This is a genomic window from Paenibacillus swuensis, from assembly GCF_001644605.1.
Classification (GTDB): Bacteria; Bacillota; Bacilli; order Paenibacillales; family DY6; genus Paenibacillus_N; species Paenibacillus_N swuensis.
The window spans coordinates 3,498,663-3,523,182 of record NZ_CP011388.1 but is presented as its reverse complement, the minus strand read 5'-3'; the positions used below and the strand labels follow the sequence as shown (position 1 = coordinate 3,523,182).

22 protein-coding genes and 1 other annotated feature are annotated in these 24,520 nt (G+C 47.1%); of the genes, 6 read left to right on the top strand and 16 right to left on the bottom strand.

The genetic code is table 11. From position 1 onward, the window contains the following. Window position 1: 1 nt before the first annotated feature. The 3 genes from SY83_RS15555 to SY83_RS15545 form a co-directional block, all read right to left on the bottom strand. Window positions 2-913 (bottom strand): selenium metabolism-associated LysR family transcriptional regulator, encoded by a 912-nt coding sequence (locus tag SY83_RS15555; RefSeq protein ID WP_068608165.1) that lies wholly within the window; start codon window positions 911-913, stop codon window positions 2-4. Window positions 914-996: 83 nt separating this feature from the next. Then, window positions 997-1,434, bottom strand: a complete 438-nt coding sequence (locus SY83_RS15550) for a hypothetical protein (RefSeq protein ID WP_068608163.1) — start codon at window positions 1,432-1,434, stop codon at window positions 997-999. A 138-nt stretch (window positions 1,435-1,572) separates the two neighbouring features. Next, entirely contained in the window at window positions 1,573-1,836 is a 264-nt protein-coding gene (locus SY83_RS15545; RefSeq protein ID WP_068608161.1) for a YlbG family protein, read from the bottom strand. 134 nt (window positions 1,837-1,970) lie between these two features. Between SY83_RS15545 and SY83_RS15540 the strand changes: the two genes are divergently transcribed. Beyond that, window positions 1,971-2,912, top strand: coding sequence for an asparaginase (locus tag SY83_RS15540; RefSeq protein WP_231891266.1), 942 nt, complete (start codon window positions 1,971-1,973; stop codon window positions 2,910-2,912). A 66-nt stretch (window positions 2,913-2,978) separates the two neighbouring features. Here SY83_RS15540 and SY83_RS15535 read toward each other — a convergent pair whose 3' ends face one another. The 6 genes from SY83_RS15535 to SY83_RS15510 form a co-directional block, all read right to left on the bottom strand. After that, on the bottom strand, window positions 2,979-3,425 hold the full coding sequence (locus tag SY83_RS15535) for a YlbF/YmcA family competence regulator (protein WP_068608158.1): 447 nt from the start codon (window positions 3,423-3,425) through the stop codon (window positions 2,979-2,981). A gap of 83 nt (window positions 3,426-3,508) precedes the next feature. Beyond that, a complete protein-coding gene (locus SY83_RS15530; RefSeq protein ID WP_068608156.1) occupies window positions 3,509-5,557 on the bottom strand; it encodes a helicase-associated domain-containing protein in 2,049 nt (682 codons plus the stop codon). Then, the gene (locus tag SY83_RS15525; RefSeq protein ID WP_068608154.1) at window positions 5,535-7,256 is read right to left on the bottom strand and encodes a DNA repair helicase XPB; all 1,722 of its coding nucleotides are present in this window, start codon (window positions 7,254-7,256) and stop codon (window positions 5,535-5,537) included. The genes SY83_RS15530 and SY83_RS15525 overlap by 23 nt, the downstream gene beginning before the upstream one ends. Window positions 7,257-7,349: 93 nt before the next feature. Further along, window positions 7,350-8,090 carry a thermonuclease family protein gene (locus tag SY83_RS15520; protein WP_082882565.1) on the bottom strand — a complete coding sequence of 247 codons (741 nt, stop codon included), beginning with the start codon at window positions 8,088-8,090 and terminating at the stop codon, window positions 7,350-7,352. 135 nt (window positions 8,091-8,225) lie between these two features. Then, entirely contained in the window at window positions 8,226-8,660 is a 435-nt protein-coding gene (locus SY83_RS15515; RefSeq protein WP_068608151.1) for a CBS domain-containing protein, read from the bottom strand. A gap of 81 nt (window positions 8,661-8,741) precedes the next feature. Next, entirely contained in the window at window positions 8,742-9,911 is a 1,170-nt protein-coding gene (locus tag SY83_RS15510) for a M20 metallopeptidase family protein (protein WP_068608149.1), read from the bottom strand. 246 nt (window positions 9,912-10,157) lie between these two features. Here SY83_RS15510 and SY83_RS15505 point away from each other — a divergent pair, with 246 nt between their 5' ends. After that, the gene (locus SY83_RS15505) at window positions 10,158-10,496 is read left to right on the top strand and encodes a YugN family protein (protein WP_068608146.1); all 339 of its coding nucleotides are present in this window, start codon (window positions 10,158-10,160) and stop codon (window positions 10,494-10,496) included. A gap of 11 nt (window positions 10,497-10,507) precedes the next feature. After that, window positions 10,508-11,674 carry a putative lipid II flippase FtsW gene (gene ftsW / locus SY83_RS15500; RefSeq protein ID WP_068608144.1) on the top strand — a complete coding sequence of 389 codons (1,167 nt, stop codon included), beginning with the start codon at window positions 10,508-10,510 and terminating at the stop codon, window positions 11,672-11,674. A gap of 42 nt (window positions 11,675-11,716) precedes the next feature. Here the strand turns inward: ftsW and SY83_RS15495 are convergent, their stop codons facing one another. Beyond that, window positions 11,717-12,097: an Asp23/Gls24 family envelope stress response protein gene (locus SY83_RS15495; RefSeq protein ID WP_068608142.1), complete on the bottom strand. Its 381-nt coding sequence runs from the start codon at window positions 12,095-12,097 to the stop codon at window positions 11,717-11,719. Window positions 12,098-12,285: 188 nt separating this feature from the next. Between SY83_RS15495 and cax the strand changes: the two genes are divergently transcribed. Beyond that, window positions 12,286-13,347, top strand: coding sequence for a calcium/proton exchanger (gene cax, locus SY83_RS15490; RefSeq protein WP_068611132.1), 1,062 nt, complete (start codon window positions 12,286-12,288; stop codon window positions 13,345-13,347). Window positions 13,348-13,415: 68 nt separating this feature from the next. Here cax and SY83_RS15485 read toward each other — a convergent pair whose 3' ends face one another. The 5 genes from SY83_RS15485 to SY83_RS15465 all read right to left on the bottom strand — a co-directional run bounded on the left by SY83_RS15485 (window position 13,416) and on the right by SY83_RS15465 (window position 18,457). Next, entirely contained in the window at window positions 13,416-13,655 is a 240-nt protein-coding gene (locus tag SY83_RS15485; protein WP_231891459.1) for an Fpa/YlaN family protein, read from the bottom strand. 227 nt (window positions 13,656-13,882) lie between these two features. Then, a complete protein-coding gene (locus tag SY83_RS15480; protein WP_068608138.1) occupies window positions 13,883-14,125 on the bottom strand; it encodes an HPr family phosphocarrier protein in 243 nt (80 codons plus the stop codon). A 94-nt stretch (window positions 14,126-14,219) separates the two neighbouring features. Then, window positions 14,220-15,335, bottom strand: a complete 1,116-nt coding sequence (locus SY83_RS15475; RefSeq protein WP_068608136.1) for an aminopeptidase — start codon at window positions 15,333-15,335, stop codon at window positions 14,220-14,222. 98 nt (window positions 15,336-15,433) lie between these two features. Further along, a complete protein-coding gene (locus tag SY83_RS15470) occupies window positions 15,434-16,411 on the bottom strand; it encodes a hypothetical protein (protein WP_197479874.1) in 978 nt (325 codons plus the stop codon). Between the two features lie 27 nt (window positions 16,412-16,438). Continuing rightward, entirely contained in the window at window positions 16,439-18,457 is a 2,019-nt protein-coding gene (locus SY83_RS15465; RefSeq protein WP_068608132.1) for a sensor domain-containing diguanylate cyclase, read from the bottom strand. A 423-nt stretch (window positions 18,458-18,880) separates the two neighbouring features. Between SY83_RS15465 and rpsD the strand changes: the two genes are divergently transcribed. Further along, on the top strand, window positions 18,881-19,480 hold the full coding sequence (gene rpsD / locus SY83_RS15460) for a 30S ribosomal protein S4 (protein WP_068608130.1): 600 nt from the start codon (window positions 18,881-18,883) through the stop codon (window positions 19,478-19,480). A 133-nt stretch (window positions 19,481-19,613) separates the two neighbouring features. Here rpsD and tyrS read toward each other — a convergent pair whose 3' ends face one another. After that, window positions 19,614-20,867 carry a tyrosine--tRNA ligase gene (tyrS, locus tag SY83_RS15455; RefSeq protein WP_068608128.1) on the bottom strand — a complete coding sequence of 418 codons (1,254 nt, stop codon included), beginning with the start codon at window positions 20,865-20,867 and terminating at the stop codon, window positions 19,614-19,616. Between the two features lie 75 nt (window positions 20,868-20,942). Further along, window positions 20,943-21,202, bottom strand: a binding site (T-box leader). A 139-nt stretch (window positions 21,203-21,341) separates the two neighbouring features. Here tyrS and SY83_RS15450 point away from each other — a divergent pair. Continuing rightward, the gene (locus SY83_RS15450; protein ID WP_068608126.1) at window positions 21,342-24,506 is read left to right on the top strand and encodes a transglycosylase domain-containing protein; all 3,165 of its coding nucleotides are present in this window, start codon (window positions 21,342-21,344) and stop codon (window positions 24,504-24,506) included. Window positions 24,507-24,520: the final 14 nt, after the last annotated feature.

Sequence of the window (24,520 nt, the reverse complement as noted above, 5' to 3'; positions counted from 1 at the left end):
ATTACAACCACTGCCCTAAATCTCTTTCCCTTAAGAAGGTTAAGAAGGTAACCGCTGAGATGGGTAATATCGTGGAGCTTAGATAGATGGAATAAAATTTGCGCATAAACCGGACGTCCTCAACCTCAATCACCTTGAAAAGCCCTAGGGCTAACTCGTGTTTCACGGAAGACTGAGACAAAATCGTAATGCCTAAACCCGCTTCAACAGCAGATTTAACGGCGCCGGTGCTTCCCAGTTCCATTACGATCTTCATATCGCCGGGGTTCATTCCCTGTTGCTGCAGAGCTTCTTCCATGACCTGCCTTGTACCTGAACCTTGTTCACGAAGAACAAAGCTGTGCTCCATCATCTGGGGAACACTTACCTTTTCAAAGGCGGCCAGCGGATGATCGCTGGGTACAATTAACTTTAACTCATCGTTCAGCACAGCTTCAATCTTCACGTCGGGATGCTGAACCGGCGCCTCAACAAGTCCGAAATTTAACTGATGTCTTAAAATTTCCTCCAGAATCTGCGCTGTATTCATGACCTTCATCTGCACGGAAATGTTCGGATACTCCTTACCGAAAGGTCCCAGCAATCTTGGTAAAATATATTCACCTACTGTAAGAGAAGCTCCAAGTTGCAGGCGTCCTTGCAGCATGTGAGTAAATTTCGACATGGCTACTTCCGTATCCTTCATGAGGTTTATGCTGTTCAAAGCATAGGGAATCAGTGTTCTTCCCGCCTCGGAAAGCTCGATACGCTTTGTAGAGCGGTGAAACAGCTTCGTACCGAAATACTCTTCAAGCGATTGCACCTGCATCGTCACAGCAGGCTGAGTCATATGCAAGGCAGCCGCTGCGGCGGAGAAGCTCCCTTTCTCCGCAACGGTATAAAATATATGTAGTTGATGAAAATTCATAGCCAAGAATGATGCCCTCCCTACTGGAAAATCGGTTTCCAATAAAACAAAAAGACATGTAGCCCCTCGTACCTACACGCCTTTTCTTCTTATTTTCGTTTCCGGCTGTTCTTAATCAGAGTCATTCGGCGGGAATGGCGGAGCCAGGAATAATAAGACTTTAAATCCCGGAGTTCGATGGTTTCCGACATCCGGCCAAGGAACGTGACAATAATCATCTTGTGTAAAGGGTTGCCGGTGATATCGACTTCATTCTCCAACAGGGCGAACTCGGCCACCATAACCAGATCATCGTCAATTAAATAGACATCCTGTTCGTTCCTGTAATAAGGCTCAACACAGCCCTTCTTTAACTTATCCCAAAGAAAATCGCAAATATCTTCATATCCGGTTTTCTCCGTTTCCACCCGGTCAATCCAGCGGGAACGCGCATGATTCGTTATGACAATATCCGCTACCTTCTTATCGCCGACTACAACATAGAATGGTTCGTAAGTGCTCCATCGACCCATTATTTTGTCTTTCATCCCTGCAACCCCTCTCCTACACATGGGTCTATTGTCCTATGTATATTTAATATCATTAATTGTACTTCATTTTGGGAAATTTTCCAATTATAAATTTTAAGGGGTTACATTAATGGAATAAAATGTAAAATGGGTGGTTTAATAAGAGTAAAATGATGTCTTGTCTGGAACATTACTGTTATATTCTGTTTTAATTTCGCCGCGCATGGAAGGCTCGATTTTTTTGACAAACGATAGCTTTTGCATCGCTTTTGTTGTATCCTCTAATCCTGCGGCATTCATATACATAACAACATACTGCATCTTCTTCGAAATATAATGAATGTTGCCGTATCTTTCCAGGTTCTTCGCTTGTTTCAAGTCGCTGACCCAAACGATTAATGCCGAGCGTTCTTTAAACATCGTGTATGCCCTCGCTTTGTATTATTATAGATATGGTTAAGGAGAATGCTACTATGCCATCTTTCGAGTCCGAAATCATAATTCATATTACACGGGGTCCACTCGTGGAATCCGTTCACAGAGGACATGTTGCTGTGGTGGACACGACGGGCAAGGTGCTCCAGATTCTTGGAGATCCCGAACTAGTAACCTACGCCCGCTCCACGGCCAAGTTGATTCAATCTATTCCCGTTCTTGAATCCGGGGCTGCAAACGCTTATAAGTTGAATGACCGGGAAATTGCTGTTCTGTGCGCCTCTCACAGCGGAGAACCTTTCCATGTGGACGCCGTTCATTCTATCTTACGCAAAATGGGTGCGACAGATGACCAACTTCAGTGCGGTCCCCATTATCCGTTTAACCGCGCCATCGCCAACCGAATGAAGGAAACGGGCATTAAACCTGGACGCGTGCATAATAATTGTTCCGGCAAACATACCGGGATGTTAATCCTTGCGCGTCATCTGGGGGTAAGCAGCACTCACTACATGGACCCCGCTCACCCGGTACAGCACGCCATGCTGGCTGCAGTCGCCGACATGTGCGACACGGCTGTAGCCGATGTCGCTCTCGGCACCGACGGCTGCGGCGTGCCGGTGTTCGGCCTGCCGCTGTCCCGGCTGGCCCTCGCCTACGCGCGTCTCGGCAAGCCGGACGGGCTGCCGGAGCCGCGCGCCGCCGCTTGCCGCCGGATTATGGCTAGCATCGCGGGGAACCCGCTGTACGTCGCCGGAACGGACCGCTTCGACACCCGACTGATCGAGGTGTCGCAAGGCCGCCTGATCGGCAAGTACGGAGCCGAAGGCGTGTTCCTGCTCAGCGTGCCCGCCCGCGGCTGGGGCATCGCGGTCAAGGTAGAGGACGGCGCCGAGCGCGCCCTCTACCCCGCCGTGCTGGAAGCGCTCAGCCAGCTGGGCTTGCTGAGCGCGGACGAGCTTGCGCAGCTGGCCGAGTTCCGCCGGCCCGAGCAGCGCAATTGGGCCGGAACACCGGTCGGTTTCATCGAACCGGTGTTCCGGCTGCGGCCGCGCGAGTAACGCGCGGCGCGCCATGGTCTAGCCAAGACCCGCCATCAGGCGGGTTCTTGGCCGTTCAGGCGCGGGTTAGCTGCACTTGCCGCTGCAGCCGCCGCCGGTGGAGCAACCGCCGCCCTTGGGCAGCGGATCGTTGCTCGGCACCTTGACGGACTCCGATACCGCGTAAGCGATCGTCGTCGAGACTTCATGCAGCAGATCATCCAATGCTTTCTCAGCTTGCTTGAACCTGACAACCTCCGCGAATTGATTCAACCGATCCTGCGCGTCTTTCATCTCATCCATCGCCCGGTTGAAATCAGGATGAAAGCGGCCAAACCGCTCGCATTCCTCAAATAAAACCTTCTTCTTCTCGAAATGCTTCACAGCCTCTTGCACACCGGAACTAGCTTCAATGGCTTGCTTCGAGACCAGGTATTCGGTTACTTCACGTGATGCATTTATAAGGTCGCCGATGTTATAGGCTTCCATTAACAACGCGGACATGTCCAGCGTTTGTTGTTCCATAATACTCATGGCTGACCATCCCTATCTGATTATAAATGGTTTATGCTTAAAATCTCTCCTATTATACCACGAAACAAGGGAGAGTTCCCCATTTATTTTTCATTAACCCCCGGTAAAATAAGCATTAACTCCTGAATTTCATCCGCGTTTAATGAGACTAATGACCCTGCCCTGTATCCCGAAACGCTCCACCCGCTGCGCTGATCCTGTATGGCGAGCGGAATAAAAGTTCCTTCGACTTCGCCTTCCCTTAACTTCACAATGGCCCTGAAGGAAACCGCCTGCGCTAAAATCTCTTTTTTTGTAGAGCCGTGATAGGTTCTGAATTCTTGAAGCCACAGGGCTGGGATTTCCTGAAGTTGCGGATACGCCTCCTCGAGCCCGGGAAGCTTTGTCTCCACATCGTAGTATTGCACAGAGGTTTTTGAGTACACAATGCCTTTCGGCTTGCGTTCCTCCGCATCCGCTTCCTCGTTTCGTAGCGCAGCCTGTTCATCATATTTAGGATAGAGCCCCTCCGTATTCTCCCCTTGAGGGTCTACCAAACCTTTACGAGGATGTAAACCCGCTTTTTCCAGGTAGGAAGTCAATTCCGGCATCTTATCCTTGTGAACAATGAAATCCCGCGGTCCGATCGGAGCTACGATGTACTTGGATAAAGCGGCTTGAGCAACCAGCTCTGACGCGGTTCGTTCATCTCTGCAACGCAATAAGGTTACTTCACTAAAGTAAACCCGGCCCCATTGCTGTTTCCATTCTTCAAGGATGAGACTTACATGATCAGGTACCCCGTACAATGCGTTTTTGTTCAAAAAAGCTTCCAATTCCTCAGCGCTTCTGCCTTGTTCAAAAGCTTGAAAAACACTGTCTTTCGTAATTCTATACACCATGACCTGATCCGTGCGCAGCGGCTCTGTAAAGCATTCCAATTCCCAGCGTATGCTCAAGGGAACCGTCGGAGGCACGATGACCTCAAAGTCCGGCTGCACAAAAATCCCCTCTGTGCGAGGATCTAAAGGGAATTCAATGTCCTCCTCAACAAGAGTAGGGTGAATCAATGTTTGTATCGCCCAGCGGAATACCCACCCTTGCTCCGAATCCTTGCCCAGGTGCGCGAAGCCTAACTCCGTTAAAGGTAAGATCCACGACTTGATTAGCACATCTATATGTTCTTCTGTGTCAGAACTGGATGAATCGTGAACAACTCCCAGGCGTTGCAAGATGTGTATGACCGTCACCAAAGGAAACCATTCGCCTGCTGCCCTCATCTCCAAAAGTAACGCCGCTAATTGCAAATGAATTTCCGCAGGGCGGTATAAATCAGCAAATTGACGATATAATTCCGTCTGATGCTCGGAAACCGGCCGAAGCAGCCAACGGTGAAGCTCTTCCGTCTGAAGTGTAAACCGGTCCGGGGACTGGGTCAACAATCCGGCACGCAACGCCGTATCCAGGACCACAGCAACCGATGCCGGATAGGCATCCTGATACGCATATTGAAAACCGAGCCCGCTCAAAATACGGGAATCCAATTGGATCTTTTCCGCAAGCTTTTGCACAAACCGTTTATGCATCGTTCCCTTCTGGGTCAGCGCCAGTTCGTGTCTGGCCGCAAACGTAAGGAGATGAAACACTTCAAATACCAGTCCCCGCTTGGCCTCATGCTCCGTGGTAATTGCGGATTCCGCCGCAAGTACGTTCCGGGTGCCGCCTGCAAACTCGTCGATTATATGCTGAAACCAATTGGCTGCGGTGTCGGATGGAATGACATAAACGTGCTCTCCCCAAGTTTTACGAAACGTGAACAGGACTCCCTTTTGCCTCAGATAGATCAGCCCCACCTGAAGCTCCGAAGCGGGCAAAGCGGGCACCGGACCATCCGTTCCTTCGGACTCACTGTTCTGGTTTAAGGTATAACGAGACAATCCTTTCCACTCAAAGGGCGCCGTTCCCGCGGCCAAAAATATCCGTAATAACGCCGCTTTTTCCATTTTCGACATGTTGTCGTAAACCTTCTTAATTAGCGCCGGATCCATCACGCGGGCTTGAAAATCATCCGCATTCTCCGCCTTTCCGAAAGGGCCGGACAAGGCATTCAAATAAACTTGAGTGACCCTTCTACTGAACTGCAAACTGTCCATGCGTATCCTCCCCGCCGGTGAACGCGGCCGCATCTGTGATGGCGTACCGATACCCTTTTTCGATCAGAAACAGCTGTCTGTTTAGCGCAAACTCTTGCTCCTTTGTGTCTTTGGATACCAAGGTGTAGAAGAAAGCGGTGTTCTCGTCTTGCTTCGGCCTTAATACCCTGCCCAATCGCTGGGCTTCCTCCTGCCTTGACCCGAAGCTGCCCGAGATTTGGATCGCTACGCTGGCATCGGGTAAATCCACCGCGAAATTAGCTACTTTGGAAACGATCAGGACTCCAATTTCCCCTTTCTTAAACTGGGCATAGAGTTCATCTCGTTCCTGATGCGGCATGCTCCCCGTAATGAGAGGCAAGCTCAATTGTTCGGCCACATGATGTAATTGATCCAAATATTGACCGATAATTAACGTTTGTCGACCGCGGTGAAGTTGTAACAGATAGCGCACGATATCCAGCTTCAGCGGGTTCTCGCAAGCAATTCTAAATCGCATTTTGGCATCCGCAACCGCGTATTGTGAACGAGTGTCTTCGGACAATGGCACGCGAATTTCACTGCAGTACACTTTGGCGATCCACCCTTGATGCTCAAGCTCTTTCCATGGCATATCGTACCGCTTCGGCCCGACCAGAGAAAACACGTCTTCCTCCCGGCCATCTTCCCGGATCAGCGTCGCCGTTAGTCCAAGCCTTCGCGTGGCCTGAATATCAGCCGTCACCCGGAATACGGGGGCGGGTAACAGGTGAACCTCGTCATAAATAATCAATCCCCAATCCCGTTCATTAAAAAGGGTCATATGCGAGAAGGAAGCAGCCTTATCTTTGCGATGGGTCAGAATTTGATAGGTTGCAATCGTTATAGGACGCACTTCTTTGCGATCCCCGCTGTATTCACCGATTTGTTCTTCCTTTATATTCGTTTTCGCAACAATTTCCTGTGTCCATTGCCTGACTGAGGTCACATTACTCGTAAGGATTAACGTAGCGCAATGCAATCGGGCCATCGCTGCGATGCCAATGATGGTTTTACCCGCGCCGCAAGGGAGCACCAGTACCCCGCTCCCTCCGTGTACACTCCCTTCTTGGTAAAAGGAATCGACCGCTTCCTCCTGATAGTCACGCAGATAAAAGGGATTGGGGTTGCCCTCGTCCAGGTTGCTCTTCAATTGGACCTGTAGTGACTCCCCTTCGTGATAGCCGACAAGATCCGTTACCGGAAAACCCAGACGGGTTAATTCTTGTTTGACCAGACCGCGGTTTTCAGCATCCACTTTCCCTGTACCTGTATCCTCATCCCAAGTCAGTAAGGCAGCTAATGAAGATTCCGCAGCTAACTCCTTTAAGGCTGAGGTGTTGCTTGAGCGAAGACGGAGATATTCGCCATCCGATTCCAAGAGAAGCATCCCGTACCTTCCCATATACTTGACGATCTCTTTTCTCACTTGAGCCGGCAAATCAAATTTACTGTAATCTTCAAGCGTTCGGATAACTTCTTCAACGTGAATACCTGATGCTGCCGCATTCCATATGGATAAAGGCGTCATTCTGTACGTGTGGATATGTTCGGGTGTCTTTACGAGGTCCGCAAACCTCCCTAGAACCTTCGCCGCTTCATCCGCACGGGTATTTCTCGTTTCAAGCAGCACGGTCAAGTCCCCCTGTACAATCAAGGGTTGTTCCGGACGGTATTTCATTGACTTCCTCCTTGCCTTGTATATCTCTTTCATTCAGTATGCAGGCAAAGTAGCCAAAATAAACCTTACTGCTCTTACAGCCGGCCGCTCACATCAAGATTTGGATTTACGGAATCCCGCGGCTTTAGCTTCGGATTCGGTACAGAACAACCGCTCAGCTTTCGTTTGTTTATAATAACGGCCCTCCGCTACATGATAAATTTGTTCACCCTCAGCATTAATGTTACCTTTGATCACAGGACCTCCGCAGGCTGAGCTCTCGGCTTGGTTTGCTTCCTTCATGCTTTCTGAGGCATTTGCGCCGGCCTCCGCCCATAGCCCTTTGTGATTCGTTCGCGCTTCCCTTTCCGCTTTAAGGAAACGTGCGGAATACATAACATTAGGCGGTATCGTCATCGTATTCGCATACCCTTCTCGCACAAGCTCCTCATTGAACATCCGGGGATCCCCCTGGACAAAAAGATACCTTAACCAACGCCCGTATCGATCGGTATTCCCGGTGTCTTCAAACAGGACAACTGTCTTTCCCGTTAGTCTTTTCTTGCTGAATGCGCTCGCTTCTTTACCATAGGTCTCAATGGGAGAGTTAGGCTTCACCGTCTCGGGGGTGTTTACCCCGATCAGCCTGACCTTGTGTCCGCTATCTGTCTCCAACGTGTCACCGTCAACCATCCGTTTCACTTGTTCAATGGAATATTCATGTCCTTCCAACTCAGGATAGGCGGCCAAAATCTCCGTTACTTCTGCCGGAGGCCCCGAAACAGGGACACCGCAACCCGACACCACCAAGGATGCAAGTGGCAACAGAACCATCCAGCGTAATATAATCTTCATGTGCAAAAAAATCCCCTTCACTTCTCAACTATGTATTTGTTGTCTGTCTATTATCTCTTAGTCCATGTTCCTAAACAACGAAAAAGCCTGCCATTCCCTCAAAAGGGTCGACAGGCTTTCACTCAAATTCTGTTTTTACAGGTTTTGAGTTGCGTGATTCTCAGAAATTTCACTTAGAGCTTGTCCAGCCTCATCTTCATAGCTGGAACGCACAGCCAAATCACCGATGGCTACAACGCCGACCAATTCTCCGTTTTCCACAACAGGTAATCTTCGAATTTGATCCTTAGCCATAAGCTTGGCCGCTTCATCCACCGTCGTATCCGGTGTAACGGTTTGAATATCCTTCGTCATCACTTCGGTAACCGACGTTGATCCGGAATGTTTTTCAGCGTAGCCCCGGACGACAAGATCCCGGTCCGTCACCACACCGATGAGCTTGCGACCCTCAACCACAGGAATGAAACCCGTATCGTGCTCCTTCATCTTTAAGGCGATCCCGTAAATATGTTCCTCCAAAGTTACCGTAACAATATCCGTCGACATAATATCTTTTAATGTTTTTGCCATGTGTAATGCGCCTCCTTCATTTGGATAGGTTATCCTGAAGGTTTATTACCCATACAGTGCTACTGTTAATCGTCGAGACAGTTATTCCGATAATGCGTTGACAGCCATATGGAGCAAAAGCTCGGCCGATTGAAGCATGGCCCGCTCCTCAAGATCGAACTTCGGATGATGATGCGGATAGCTTGTGCGCGTCTCGCCGTTGCCGGCTCCCACAATCATGAAGCATCCGGGAACCTGCTCCAGATAATATGCGAAATCTTCTCCTGCCATCAACAACGGCATCGGGTGGACATGCTCAGTGCCGTATAAGGAATGGGCAACGGCAAAGAACCGTTCGGTTTCAAGATGATCGTTGACTACAGGCGGGTATCCCAGGATGTAGCGAATATTGGATTGAGCTCCGTGCATTTCGCTGGTTTGTCTGGTCAGATCTTCTACTTTGGATTTAGCCGTCTGTCTGCTTTCCTCGTCAAAAGTTCGGACCGTTCCCTTAAGAGTGCACTTTTCCGCTATGATATTAAACGTGTTTCCCGCTTGGAAAGAACCGACGGAAACTACGGCGGGATATAAAGGGTTCAACGTCCGACTCACAATCGTCTGCAAGTTCACCACGACCTGGGAACCAATCATTACCGTGTCTATCGTTTCATGAGGCAACCCTCCATGCCCGCCTTTCCCTTGAAGCTGAATAACAAATTCATCCGCGGCGGCCATCATAGGTCCTGCAACCGAATATACGTGGCCGGCCTGAAGTGGTGTCCAAAGGTGAACGCCATAGATGTAATCGACGTCGTGCAGGACACCGTCTTCAATCATAAATTTAGCGCCGCCCGGGGTTGTTTCCTCGGCATGTTGAAAAATAAATTTAACATTACCCTTAAACTGAGATCTATGTGCGCTTAGAATTTTAGCGACCATCAAGAGCGCGGAAGTATGAGCATCGTGTCCGCAGGCGTGCATCACACCGGGGACGGTGGATGCATACTCGCTTTCCTTCTCATCTTGAATCGGTAAGGCGTCCATATCGGCTCTTAAAGCTACGGTCTTTCCCGGGTTCAGGCCTTTCAGCAACCCCGTAACCCCGCCGCCGCCTACGCCCTTTCGCACTTCCAAGCCCCATTCTTCGAGCTTGGCTGCAACGAAGTCCGCTGTATTCTCTTCATGAAAGGAAAGCTCCGGATGCATGTGCAAGTGCCTGCGCCAGGCAACGGCTTCGGCATAACTTTCATTAAGTATATCCCTGTAATTCATCCGAATTCCTCCTGGTATCGTTTCAATCCGTGTACATGCCTTTGGTTTCTTTTATATTATCAGAACAAGGCTTCATTTCACAGAGACAACATTCTTTCTTTGTTCACAACTACGGTCAGGGACAAGGCTTGCACTGAAAAAGGAAACATACTATCATGAAGAGTGACTGTTAAGCATATTTACAGCCAACACTGGAAATTTCATCTTAACTTACGTACAACGTACATACAGGGAGGAACCTTAACCATGCTTATTGAAAATTCAAATCTTGAAGGAATGACAAGCGACCTTGGCCATCTGGACAAAGAATCGGAGAAAATCGGTTTCGTTCGTTGGCAGTGGGAATATACCCGCGCTACATATGATTTGAAATTTACGAACGGAACAGATGAATACTTCCTTAGATTTAACACGCGTGCCATTGAAGGCAAATTGGAGAACCCGGATGCTGTATTGAAGATCGAACATATCTATATCGGCAGAGCCACGTTCCCGCATGGTCTTGACTATGAATCACCGGTACCTGAGAACATCCTGAAGGCGGCTAAGGGTAAACTAGAAGAACTTAAGCAAGCACTGGCTTAGGGTCTTCATTTATGCAGCCGCGCCGCAAGGGTTCTCCCGACTTTCTGCTGCTGATTCTGACATTGCTGCTTGTCGGTTTCGGACTCGTTATGGTCTTCAGCGCGAGTTCTGCTATTGCCCTGACAGACGCACGTTTCAATAATGATGCGCTCTATTTTACGAAGAAGCAAGCCGTTTGGATTGGGCTCGGCATATTCGTCATGCTGGTAGTTATGAATATTCCTTACGCCAGCTTTAAGAAACTGATTTTCCCGATATTTTTCATAACCATAGTTGCTTTAATCCTAGTTTTATTTTTTGGTGATGTCAGAAATGGAGCGCGGAGCTGGTTCGGAATCGGCAGTTTCGGTATACAACCTTCTGAGCTCGCCAAAATTAGCATCATCCTTTACCTTGGCGCATTGATTGCTAAGAAGAAAGACAATATCAGGGATTTCAAACGCGGCTTATTGCCCATTATCATTATTGTCGGACTTGTTGCCGGTCTAATTATGTTACAACCGGACTTAGGTTCATGTTTAATTCTGTTGTCATGCACAGCGGTCATGGTATGGGCCGGGGGAGCTAACTTGAAGCACCTTACAGTCATTACCCTGCTCGGTGCCTCTGTCGTCATTCTGGTTGTCGGGATTACTTATCTCAGCGATCCTGAGGGCTTTGTCAGTAATTATCGTTATGAGCGCTTTACCGCCTTTATGGACCCTTTAGCAGATGAATTAGACACAGGGTTTCAATTGATTAATTCCCTGCGGGCTTTTGGTCACGGCGGATTTTTTGGCGCAGGCTTCGGTCACGGCATTCAAAAGCTTCATTACTTACCCGAACCGCATAATGACTTTATCTTTGCTACAATTGGCGAGGAATTCGGATTTCTGGGTTCCTTCATGTTTATACTCATTTACCTAACTTTTATCTGGCGGGGATTAATTGTCTCTATGCGTTGTCCGGATTTATACGGAAGTTTGGTAGGTACCGGAATTATGAGCTTGTTCGCCATTCAAGGTATCGTTAATATCGGAGGTGTTACCGGGAGTATGCCGATTACGGGGGTTACCCTTCCGTTCATTTCTTATGGGGGATCGTCTTTGTTAATTACGATGTTTAGCATGGGTATTGTGCTGAGCATTTCCCGGGATGCACTGTCTCCAGGTCAAGTATCTAAACAACGCGATAAATAAAGAAGCTGCCGGGTATCCGGCAGCTTCTTATTTATGGCTTGTCTACTTCACGCGATTCGTATCATCCGGTGTCTCATCCTCTTTAAAGGCTACGCCTTCAACCTTGACATTAACCTCTACGACTAACAACCCCGTCATATTTTCAACCGCTTCTTTAATGTTTTCTTGCAACTCCCTGCAAACCTCTTGAATTCTGGAGCCATAATGCACAATTACACGCAGGTCGATGGCTGCTTCCAATTGGCCGACCTCGACGGTAACACCCTTCTGGGCATTCTTACCGCTTAGACGCTTGGCTAAGCCTTCGCTCATACCGCCTGACATTGCCGCTACACCCGGCGTTTCTAATGCGGCTAGTCCAGCAATGGTAGCTACTACATCGTCTGAAATACGAACTAATCCTGTATCATTGACCTCGGACATCCATATTCACTCCTCTGTTATACCCTCTGCACTCATTGTAAACCTAACACTCTGTTAAAATCAATATGCTCATTCCGGAAGGGAAACATTCTTTTGTCTTTAGGTTTAACCTCCTGCTTGATTTGTTTATATTAGAATAGACTGTTTGAGTATGAACCAATATATAGAAGAGGTGATCCCACTTGAGTTTGAAGAAAATCTTTTATCCGGGCCTGATTCTGACCTTTGCCGTCAGCGCGTTGGCTCATTATATGCATTTAGGCGGACCCACCACACAGTTCGGATTGTCTGCTTTGGCTATTCTGTTTGCGGCCGGATTTATGGGTAAAGCTACGGAGAGCGTTGCCCATTATGCCGGAGATCGAATGGGTGGATTTCTGAATGCGACCTTCGGCAACGCCGCCGAATTGATTATCGCGATTTTTTTGATTAAAGAAGGTTTGTTCGACATGGTTAAAGCTAGTTTAACCGGATCGATTATCGGTAACTTGCTTCTGGTACTGGGGCTTAGTCTCCTCGCGGGGGGAATCAAATTTAAGGAGCAGCGCTTTAACGCGCTTCTTGCTTCCCATAATGCTTCCCTGATGATCCTCGGCGTCATTGCGCTTTTTATTCCGGCCATGTTCCTGTTCGAGTTTGGCGAAAACAGCTCGAAGATGGAAACTTTAAGCTTAGTGGTATCCGCTTTATTAATTATTGCTTATGTATTGTGGCTGCTCTTCTCCATGATCACACACAAGAAAGAGTTATCGGAACAAGTCGAGACTCAACCGGATCATGGCGAATCCCCTGTATGGTCCGCTAAGATATCCGTTCTGTTTCTTGCCCTTTCGACCGTCATGGTAGCATTTATATCCGAGTGGATGGTCGGAACGTTAGAATCGTTCTCAACTCAGTACGGATTATCAGAGTTGTTTGTCGGCGCGTTCCTCGTGGCGATTGTCGGTAACGCGGCTGAGCATAGTGCGGCGATTATGCTTGCTTATAAGGGCAAGATTGGCGCAGCGGTTGAAATTGCAGTCGGCAGTTCTTTGCAAATTGCTTTATTTGTCAGCCCTGTACTCGTATTTATAAGTTTCTTCGGCGGCAATCCGATGGATTTAGTGTTTATGCCGGTGGAGCTTGTTGCTATTGCGGTCTCGGTCTTTATTGCGAAGTCCATTTCGCAAGACGGGTCTACCAATTGGTTTGAGGGCGCTTTGCTTCTGATTGTTTACTTAATTTTGGGAGTAGCTTTCTATTTAATTTAATGCTGAATAGCACAAAGGAAAAGCGCGGGTGGCGACCCGCGCTTTTCCTTTGTTACAAAACTATAAAATTATAAACGCGCCTTGCTCTCAAGCGCCTCATACAACTGTGCGAGGTTACGTTCAAGCTTGCTGACAATTTCCTTACCCTTCAGTTCGCCTAACAATCCAATCCGGACCGCGAAATCCACTTCACGTGAGAATCCGTACATTTGCGTATCCAGCACTTCCTCATACAATGGACATTGCCGTGTCGTAAGATTCTGCATCTGCACTTCAATTAATTTCTCAATTTTATATGCATCTTCCATTAGAAGATTTAAAGCCTTGTCACTGTACTGTATAACCCATTCCGATGATGAAGACAATTGACTTCCCCCCTGCAGTAAAGCCGCCATCTTATATGTTTCTATATTAGACGAAATCGAATCAATACACAAGGACAAATGGTGGACAAAGCCTGTTAATCTGCCCTCTCCTATACAGGAATGAACAAAGGCCGCCCGGGGGGCGGCCTTTATAGACGGTTCGCAAGAAATTATTCGCCTACGATCGTCACTTTCATATTATGTTTGGCAAAAACATCAGCCATAGCCTGACGAGCTTCAGCTTCATCTGGACCATGAACGTGCAACTCATACGATTGGTTGCCGACCAGGGTTGTGTACAAGCCAAGAAGGCTTTTCACGTCAATGTACTTGTTCTCGTACTGCAATACAATCGAAGATGTAAATTTACTTGCTGTTTGTGAAAGTTCCACGATAGCCGCGTTATGAGACATAGAAAACCCTCCGTTCATGAATTCGGTTTCATTCCAATTACAATGTATATGATACATTGAATTCCCATCATTATGCAAGAGCATGTTGACTTGTTTATTTGAGATTTTCCGGATTCAACGGTTCAAGCTCTGAAATAACGAATCGTCCGTCTTTGCGAATCAGCACATCGTCGAAGTAGATTTCACCGCCGCCATATTCGGGGCGCTGAATTAATACTAGATCCCAATGCACAGCGGAGCGGTTTCCATTATCCGTTTCTTCGTAAGCTTGGCCCGGCGTGAAGTGTAAACTGCCGTCAATTTTTTCGTCGAACAGAATATCATTCATCGGTTTTTGGATAAAAGGATTGAAGCCGATGGCGAATTCACCAATATAACGAGCGCCTTCGTCCATATCCAGAATTTCGTTTATTCGTTTCGTATCATTGCTTGTCGCTTCCACAATTTTGCCATTCTCAAATCGGAATTTGATATTCTCGAAAGTAACGCCGTTATACACGGAAGGGGAGTTATATGCAATCGTTCCATTCACGGAGTCGCGAACCGGCGCGGTAAACACTTCCCCATCCGGAATGTTGCGTTGACCTGAGCATTTCTCGGCACCGATGTCTTTAATAGAAAACGTTAAATCTGTGCCTGGAGAAACAATACGAACTTTATCCGTGCGTCTCATCAGATTCGCAAGCGGATCTTGAGCCAGATCCATTTTGCTATAATCCAAATTACATACATTGAAGTAGAAGTCCTCGAACGCTTCTGTACTCATATTGGCAAGTTGGGCCATAGAATGATTTGGGTAACGCAACACCACCCATTTCGTATGTTTGACACGTTGTTCACTATGTACAGGTTTCTTATAGAGGGATTCATACATATTCATTTGCGGCTCAGGAACATCGGACATATCGTTTACGTTATCGTAAGCGCGTATTCCAATATATCCCTGCATGTTCTTCATTCGGTTAAGATCATGTTCCGACCACTGTTCAATTAATGCTTTGGATGCGCCCATAAGCATAGCCCGCTGTACTGATCGGTCGATACATTCCACGAAAGGATTTCCGCCCTTGGCATAAACCTCCTCCACCAAACATTTGACAAGTTCCTTATCGGTTCCGTACATCTCGATTAATACATTCTCACCCGGTTGCACATCAATGGAATAGCCCACCAGATTTTTAGCTAATTGCGTTAATCTCGGATCTCTCATACTATATTGTCCTCCTCTGACTACATCAAGGTTGTTAACGATTCGTTAACGTTTTTATTGTACCATGACTTCTCTTTAAGCGGGAGTCCAATCTCCGTCTAAAGTCCCTGAAAACCTTTATCATAGTCTTTAAATTCGTAGCTGGAATTGTTAGTTTCCGACCTGGATTTCCCGTCTTGGATATATGTCAATTCATCGCGAATTCGCAGTTTACCCGGAAGGTGAGTTTGTCGATCAATTTCAAGCAAATAGATGCTCTCCACTTGCAACGTATGCAGCATTTTTTTCAATCTGATTTCTTCCGTTGTATATGCAGCTTTAATTTCGGCTTCAAGTTGTCTACGCCGCTTGAGCGATAGTGAAGCCTGGTTCGCATTCCGAAATCTGGATTCAATCCCATACTGTTGAAATTGTTCGGTAAGCTCTTGTGTCATCCGTCTTTTATTTTCCTCAGCATCGGGCCTTATGGTTAACACCGTCACCCCGTTTGTAAAAATACCTTGACCTGAATGAACTTCTTTTTTCATAGTATAAAGCTGCTCCAATTTGTTCAAAGGATTCCACTGAGCCGGTAATCTGTTTGTCTTCTTCCCATCTACTGAAGCAATCCAACGATTATTCTTATCCTTAGCATAAAGTACAGGTTGAGGTCCCAAGGTGATCATCCCTTGATCTGAGGTTGGACTGTTATCTGTTTCTACTGACTGCACATAAAGTTGATTATGGTTTATCAGCTTCCCTTCGTATAACGGTGAGCTTTGGATAACCATCCCCCCGGATTCAACTGTCGATTGCCCCACAAATGTGAAGCTGTCCTGTCCGGATAAACCAGAAATAGACAAGCTTAATAATCGCTCCGGGTCTTCATTCGCGCTCCCGCATGAAGCTAATAATACGGTAACACCCGCAAGAACTAACCCTTGTGCAAATTGCTGTATCCTGCCCATAACTTCACGCTCCTTCTCAGTCTTAATGTTTGAAGAAGGAGTGTTTTCTATACCATGCGAGGGCGCCAAGGTGAAACGGCTGTCGCCGTACTTAAGGCAGAACAGTTCATTATTTGCGCAAAAAACCACTTATCCATGATGGACAAGTGGTTTCTCCTATTTACGGATTCTTAATTGATTCTTGCCATGATGCTTAGCCTCATAAAGAGCCATATCCGCTTTGTAGAAAAGGGTTTCCACACTGATCTTCTCGTCTTCCCAGCTCCACTCTGAAATTCCGCAAGAGACCGTCACCCGGGGATTCGTTTCTTTGGCTACTCTGGATCTGATCCGCTCCGCAATTCGAATCGTCTGCTCAATATTCACTTGCGGCAAATACACCGCCAATTCCTCCCCGCCCCACCTTGCCGCAATATCGCTTTCACGAATACTGGACTTGATAATGCTGCTGACCTGAATTAGAATCTCGTCTCCGACCTGATGGCCGAAAGTATCATTCACCCGTTTGAAGAAATCAATATCCACCAGAATTAATGAGCCGCAAAAGTCCTGTTTCTGTTGCAGGTTCACTTGTTCATCCAGATAGTGTCGGACATACAAACCTGTCAGGCTGTCCGTAATGACGCGCCGGCGTACTTCAGCATGAAGTGAAGCGTTCGTCATAGCTAACCCGATATGACCGGAAAGCACTTGAAGCAGCTTGTAATTCTCGTAAGAGAAAAAGTTCGGCAGTCTGTGAGTAACCAAAATGGTGCCGATTACTTCCGAGTTAACAATGATTGGTGAACCGATCAATGAACGGGAAGAAGTTGACTTCATTAAATGCGAGGTAATCTGTTCGGGCAAATTGTAATAATCAGATACGATAACAGGCTCCTGTGTCGCGAAGATTGCACCGGAATAACCATAATCTCTTGAAAAAAAAGTGTTCGTAATGGAAGGCAAATTGCTTGCCTGTACGATTAATTGATCCGACTCTTTGTCCAACTGCAGTATACAGCAGTATTCCGCAGCGAAAATCTCTATTAATTCCTTCGTAGCGAAATCAAAAATATCGTTCAGTTTAAGACTTTGATTCAGGCGCTTTGTGATTTCATTAATTAGTCGCAGCTCGCTGATCAGCAAGTTGGATTGCTCATATAGTCTGGCGTTCTCAAACGCATTTCCCGCGGTTGTTGCAAGCGAAGAAATAAATTCAAGATCACTTCGTTCAAACCGGACAGGAGAAGCTTGCAGCTGTAGTACGCCATATATACCTTGTTTACCTATTAATGGAGCGGCCACAATTTCTTGAGAAGGGTTATCTATGCCGGCTTCGTGTATTAATTGGCCTTCCATGAATGCACGGGTACAAATATCCATTTCCGTATTAAACACCAATGGTTTCACGCGACTGTTATGACTTTCATTATCCTGAGACAAAAATATATCGATATAAGCATTGTAGACTTTCTCTATTGTAAGGATTAATTCCGACAGCACGGCGTCAACATCAATCTTGGTATGCATCTTCCTGGATATCTGCAGAAGTCGCCCTTGAAGCCCAGCTTCCCGCTCTAGTCGTTCTTTATCTCTAAGCAATATGCGATTTCTGGCGAGCTCCGTTTGTAAATCCGCAGTAATGCTGATTCCTGCAGCAGCTTGAGTCAATTCCTTTAAACGCCCTGATTGATCTGTAGTGAACCCAACCCAACCGAGCAAAATGTCAGGCGTACCGTCTTCATTAAAGATAGGTACAGCTAACGAGTCACATTCCTTCAACAAGTCAGAGCTGTGCTCATTCGGATTTAACGAAGCAGTTCTGTATGTCTTTAAACAATCCGTAACCGCAGATCTGCCTAGTGTACTCCACGAGAACCCCTGTGCAATCAAAGGATTCAATTGTTCCGTTAACAACCCCTGCCCAAATAACCTGCCCGACAGAATTTCACCTTCGAGATTCGTTATAAACCAAATCTGATCTCCTGAATGCGAAACAGCAAACTTGTCCGTCCATGACCAAAAAGCACCCTTCAGCGCCTCGACACGCGAAAGCGGATCGGCTTGCTCTGAAGAATGATCCGATACAGCGGAAACTCCAACCTCCGCATCCCGTCCAAGACTTCGCTGGTTACTTATGGATTCGTTAGTATATTGTTGCGGACCAAACTGCGTATCACGGAGATTTCCAGTCATATAAACCCCTTATATCCGTTCAATATGTATGAAAAACGGTAATCGAAACGGCAACTCGCGAATAACATCCAATAATTACTATATACTCCTATCATACTATTTTTCATAGGGACATGCACTATTTTTATCCTTATTCACGAAAAAAATATAGTACTTTAAGATCATGTCTTAGGTCTTAGGGCGGTTCCCATCATTTATATAAAAAAGATTAGGCTTAAAACTTGACATAGCACCTTGTTTTCTTATAAAATTTGTAGTTGAGAGTATCGGGCGCCTGATGTGTTACCCTCACAATCTTTGTTGCTGACAAGACTGCGGCTGAACATGCTTGTCAGGACCTGCCTATCGGCGGCGCAAACAAAGCTTGGCACGGGGAACCCATATTTATCAAAAACAACACATTGATGAAGGAGTCAACTATACATGTCACGTTATACAGGTCCTAAATTTAAATTAAGCCGTCGCCTCGGCATCTCCCTTAGCGGAACAGGCAAAGAATTAAAGCGTCCTTTCCCTCCGGGCCAACACGGTCCTGGACAACGCAAGAAAGTTAGCGGCTACGGTCTGCAACTTGCTGAGAAACAAAAGCTGCGTCACATGTACGGCTTGAACGAGAAGCAATTCCGCAACCTGTACACGAAAGCTCAAAAAGTACAAGGTATCGCCGGCGAGAACTTCATGATCATGCTGGAAAGCCGCCTGGACAACCTGGTTTACCGTCTTGGTTTCGCGAACTCCCGCGCGGGTGCTCGTCAACTGGTTTCCCACGGTCACATCCTGGTTAACGGCAAGAAAGTGGATATCGCTTCTTACCTGGTTTCCACAGGCGACATGATTTCCCTTCGCGAAAGAAGCAAAGGTCTTTCTTCTGTTAAAGAAGCCATTGCTAACCGTAACTTCCTTCCGAACTACCTTGAGTTTAATGAAGCTGCAGTTGAAGGTAAATACGTTCGTTTGCCAGAACGCGCTGAACTTCCGCAAGAAATTGACGAGAAACAAATCGTCGAGTTCTACAGCCGTTAATCTTAACTTCGATAAAGCCTTCCGGATTTCTCCGGAAGGCTTTATTTATTTGTATTGCGCAACATACAAGAGCCCTCACAAACACGGGTTTGTAAGGGCTCTTTAGTGAAGGTTATACGTGAATAAGGTTATACTACACAAGCTTTACTTTTACAAATTTACGCTTGCCTACTTGAATGACATCTCCTTCGGCGGGCAGGATATCCGCATTAGGATCGTCCTTCTTCTCTTCGTTAATCTTTACAGCGCCTTGAGTAATACTGCGCTTTGCTTCTCCGTTTGACGCTTGGAGTCCTAAGGTAACAAGCAACTTGACCAGTTTTATGCTTCCTTCCTCAAGTTCTTTGGAAGACAGCTCCACTGCTTCGATATCCTGAGGTAACGCTCTTTGCTGGAACACTGTTTTGAAATGCAGCTCAGCCTGTTCCGCTGCCTCTTGCCCCTGATACATCCGAACGAAGGTATAAGCCAACCTCATCTTGAGATCCCTTGGATGCGCCGTGCCCTTCGCCATCCCCTCCCGAAGAGCAAGCAGCTCATCATTCGAAATATCGGTCGCGAGTTCGTAGTACTTCAACATTAACTCGTCCGGAATGGACATCGATTTCCCGTAAATTTGATTCGGTTCTTCATCTATACCGATGTAATTACCCAAACTTTTGCTCATTTTATTCACGCCGTCCAAACCCTCAAGCAGAGGCAGCGTAATCGCGGCCTGCGGATCTACCCCATATTCCTTTTGCAGCGTACGACCCATCAGTAAATTAAACTTTTGATCCGTACCGCCTAACTCCACATCGCTCTTCAACGCGACGGAATCATAACCTTGCATTAACGGGTAGAAGAATTCGTGAATGGAAATGGGCTGCCCGGTTGTAAACCGCTTCGTAAAGTCATCGCGTTCCATCATCCGGGCGACTGTGACCTTTGCGCTCAACCCCACCACATCGGCAAAATTCAACGGGCTGAGCCATTCCGAGTTATAATAAACTTTTGTCAATTCCGGATCCAAAATTTTGAAAATCTGTTTCTTATAAGTTTCGGCATTACGCATGACATCTTCTTCGGTAAGCTGTTTGCGAGTTTCGGACTTTCCAGTCGGGTCACCGATTCTCCCTGTAAAATCGCCGATAATTAGTTGAATTTGATGACCAAGCTCTTGAAATTGGCGAAGCTTATGAAGCACAACCGTATGTCCGACATGAATATCAGGAGCTGACGGGTCCAAACCTAGTTTAATTTTCATCGGCTCCCCTGTCACCACGGCTTTCATGACGTTGGTTTTGAGATCATCTTCAGGTACAATCTCCACAACACCTCGCCGAATGATACTCAACTGACGCTCCACTTCTTGCTTTTGCTCATCTGTAAGTTGTTCCCACTTCATATCCATTCCTCCGTTACCTGTACATTTACATATCCATATTATTTCAAAAAAAAACAAAAAAACCTTTCATCCCATCAAAGGGACGAGAAGGCTTCTGCTCGCGGTACCACCCTAATTGAGGCTGCCCTAAGGCTCGCCTCCGCTTCATTATTGTTAACGGAAAATTCCGGATTGGGACTACTGACTGCCTATGTCCACTAAAAAAGACATGAAAGCATTGTTCCTCCCATCAGCTCCGGACGGTAATTCAAATCAGTGCCTGTACCGGTTCACACCCACCACCGGCTCTCTTCAACGAGGTTAACTGTTCTACTGCAGTCCATCACAGCTTTAGTCTGATGTTTAGTTTTGTTAAAAATAACATAGTTTGAACCTGCAAGTCAACCAATGCAGCATCAGGAAGGATTGTGATTCTATGCTACTTTTTTCCTTTATGATATACTATTTCTGATACAGAGGGGGATTCCATAGACCATGTTACCTACGAATGAGTCCAGTTCACACCAAGATAGCGAAACCCGCAACGAAGCATCCGATCCGCCAAAGAAAAGAAGCCGATGGCGCACAACGGGGCTTATGATGCTGCTCACAATGAAGTGGTTATTCATCCTCGGCTTGCTCGGCGTCTTGGCTGCGGGCGGAGCAGCCTACGGCTATGTTTCGGCCATCGTTAAAGACGATCCTGTGCGTAGTAAACAAGAAATGATGGCGAAGATGCAGGAAAATGCAATCACAGGCTTTGTTTACTTCAATGACGATACGGTTGTAGGTCAATTAACCACGGAGGAAGATCGGCGACTTGTCCAATGGAAGGACATTCCTCCCCGCTTAATTGATGCGTTAACTTCAATTGAAGATAAGGATTTTTTCTTGCACCCCGGAATTAGCGTTAAAGGTACCACTCGTGCGGTAAAGCAGAAGCTGCTTAATGAAGCCGAACAGACCGGCGGCAGCACGTTGACACAACAATTGGCACGCAGGGTGTTTTTAAGTCTGGACAAGACCGAAGACAGGAAGCTGAAAGAGATTCTCCTATCCCTTCGGATGGAACGGTTTATGGGCAAGCAAGATATTCTAGTTGCTTATCTCAACAAAGTTCCTTTCGGGAACGGGTCGAGCGGATACAACTTGTATGGAATTAAAGCAGCCGCCAAAGGTATTTTTAACGTTGATGATCTGAGCAAGCTTCATCTGGCGCAAAGCGCCTATCTGGTTGGTCTTCCTCAACTGCCCAGCGCTTATTCCGCCTTCACAGGCAAAGGAGAATTCGACGCTGAAGGTTATGACAGAGCCGTTAAACGAATGGAGCTTGTTCTAAGCGAAATGCGCAAAGACGGAAAGATCACAGAGACCGAATATCAAGAAGCGCTAGCCTTTAATCTTAAGGCATCCATCGCACCATCCGCGCAGAAGGCTTACGCGGCTTACCCATATTTGATGTTTGAAGCGGAGCGGCAAGCAGCGAAGCAATTAATGCTTGTACAGAATCCTAATCTGACGTTACCTGAATTAAGTTTGCCGGAATACAGGGATGAGCTTGAAGACGCACGAGCCCATTTGCTTCGGGGCGGTTATAAGGTATACACAACCATAGATAAAACGCTGTATAAAGGAATGCGGGACATTGCCAGAAATCCCGATAATTTCTCTCCTGACTCCGAAACCAAGGGAGTTGAACAGATTGCCGCCATTATGCTTAATAATAATGACGGTGCCATCTTAAGCATGATTGAAGGCCGTGATTACGACCTGGAGAACATGAATTATGCGACACAGATGAAACGTCAGCCTGGTTCGGCCATGAAACCCATTGCCGCTTACCTCCCTGCGCTGGACAAAGGTACGGTGCAACCCGCATCCATCCTTGATGACGCGCCAATCATTCTGAAAGATTACAGTAAGGGATTCCACATTCCTTCCAATTCGACCAAGAAATATAATGGCTTAGTCACGGCAAGAGAAGCGCTTAACAAATCTTATAATTTACCTGCATTAAAGATTTTCCTTTACGATATCGGTATCAAAAACGCTTGGGATTTCACAAGAAAATTAGGCATAACTACGATTACGGAAAGTGATGAAGGCGCGCAGACCGGAGTGATTGGCGGTTTATCCCAGGGAGTAACGGTGGAGGAACTTACGAATGCTTATGCTACAATCGCGAACAAGGGTAACTTTGCTGATGCTTATATGATTCGTAAAATTGAAGATTCCAAAGGAAATGTCATTTATACTCATCATAACGCGCCTGAACAAGTTGTCAGCGAACAATCGGCTTTTCTGATGACGGACATGCTCAGAACCGTTGTTACGGACGGTACAGCCCGTACGACGCTGACCAACAACTTTAAACACTATAATAAAGTACCGATTGCCGGCAAGACCGGCACCACCCAAAACTACGGCGATGTCTGGTTTGTCGGCTATACACCGGATGTCACCTTGGGTGTATGGTCGGGATATAAGCTGCAGAAGAACCGATTGTCTAAAGCCGGAGAGAAACGGGCACAGCATATCTGGGCTAAGGTGCTGGATCAAGCTATCGATTTGAAGCCGGAATGGTTTACAACCAAGACATTCGCACAGCCCGAGGGAATCGTCAAATTCACCGTTTCCGATGTTTCAGGCAAGCTGCCAAGTCCTTTGATTAAAGAGACGAATCATTTGGTAACCGATCTTTTCAACCGCAGGTTTATACCTACGGAAGAAGATGACGTTCTTGTTAATGAGCGGTTCATCACTTATAACGGGATTAATTACATCGCCCAAGAAGGCACGCCCGGAGATTTCGTACAGGAACGTATGGTAGTCAAGCGCGAGAAACCTGTTTATGAATTGTTGGTGGAGATTAAAGAAGCCCAGTCCAAGCTGGATGCCGACGACAGGAAACCGCTGGATCAATTCCGCCCCTTGGACAGCGGCAACGACGCCCCTTCCGCCAAGGATCCGCGCAAGGATGAAGGACGCGCTCCCACACCACCTCGCAATCTCGCCGTATCGCAGGATGGCGGGGTTGCCATCCTTCGCTTTCAGCCGAGCGGCAGCGGCGATGTTGTGGGTTACCGCTTGTACCGAGCGGTTAACGACGGTTCGTTCGGCCGGTTAAGCGGCAAGGTCGTGCTGACCGGACAGAACCTGAAGTTCGTTGATTATATTACTTCAACGAACAGCTATCGGTATTATGTGACGGCCGTCGATGTGGCCGGAAACGAGTCGACACCGAGCGAGGAAATTTCCGTCGGTCAGAATGGTAATGATTCATCCGAATCCGTTGGACCTGATTCTTCCGACGCCCTTCCTGAGGGCAGTGCTGAGGAGACAGTTCCGGAGGATGGAGAAACCGGCGGCGGTCCGAATCCAGAATCCGGCACGGTCCCGCAAGCGCCCGCAAACGTTAAGGTTACGGGTACAGGCACAGGCATTCATATGACCTGGCAGGGCAGTCCCGAAGCCAATCACGTTGATATCTATAACATTTACTTCTCTGACAAAGCTAAGGGTCCTTTCAATACCATCGGTTCCACCGATCAGACCAGCTTCGATTATGTATCTGTCCCGATAAGCGGATTTTATCGGGTTTCGGCCGTAAATATCGCCGGAGAATCCGAAAAATCAAAGGTTGTTGAATTCAAGCCTTAAATCAACAGAAATAA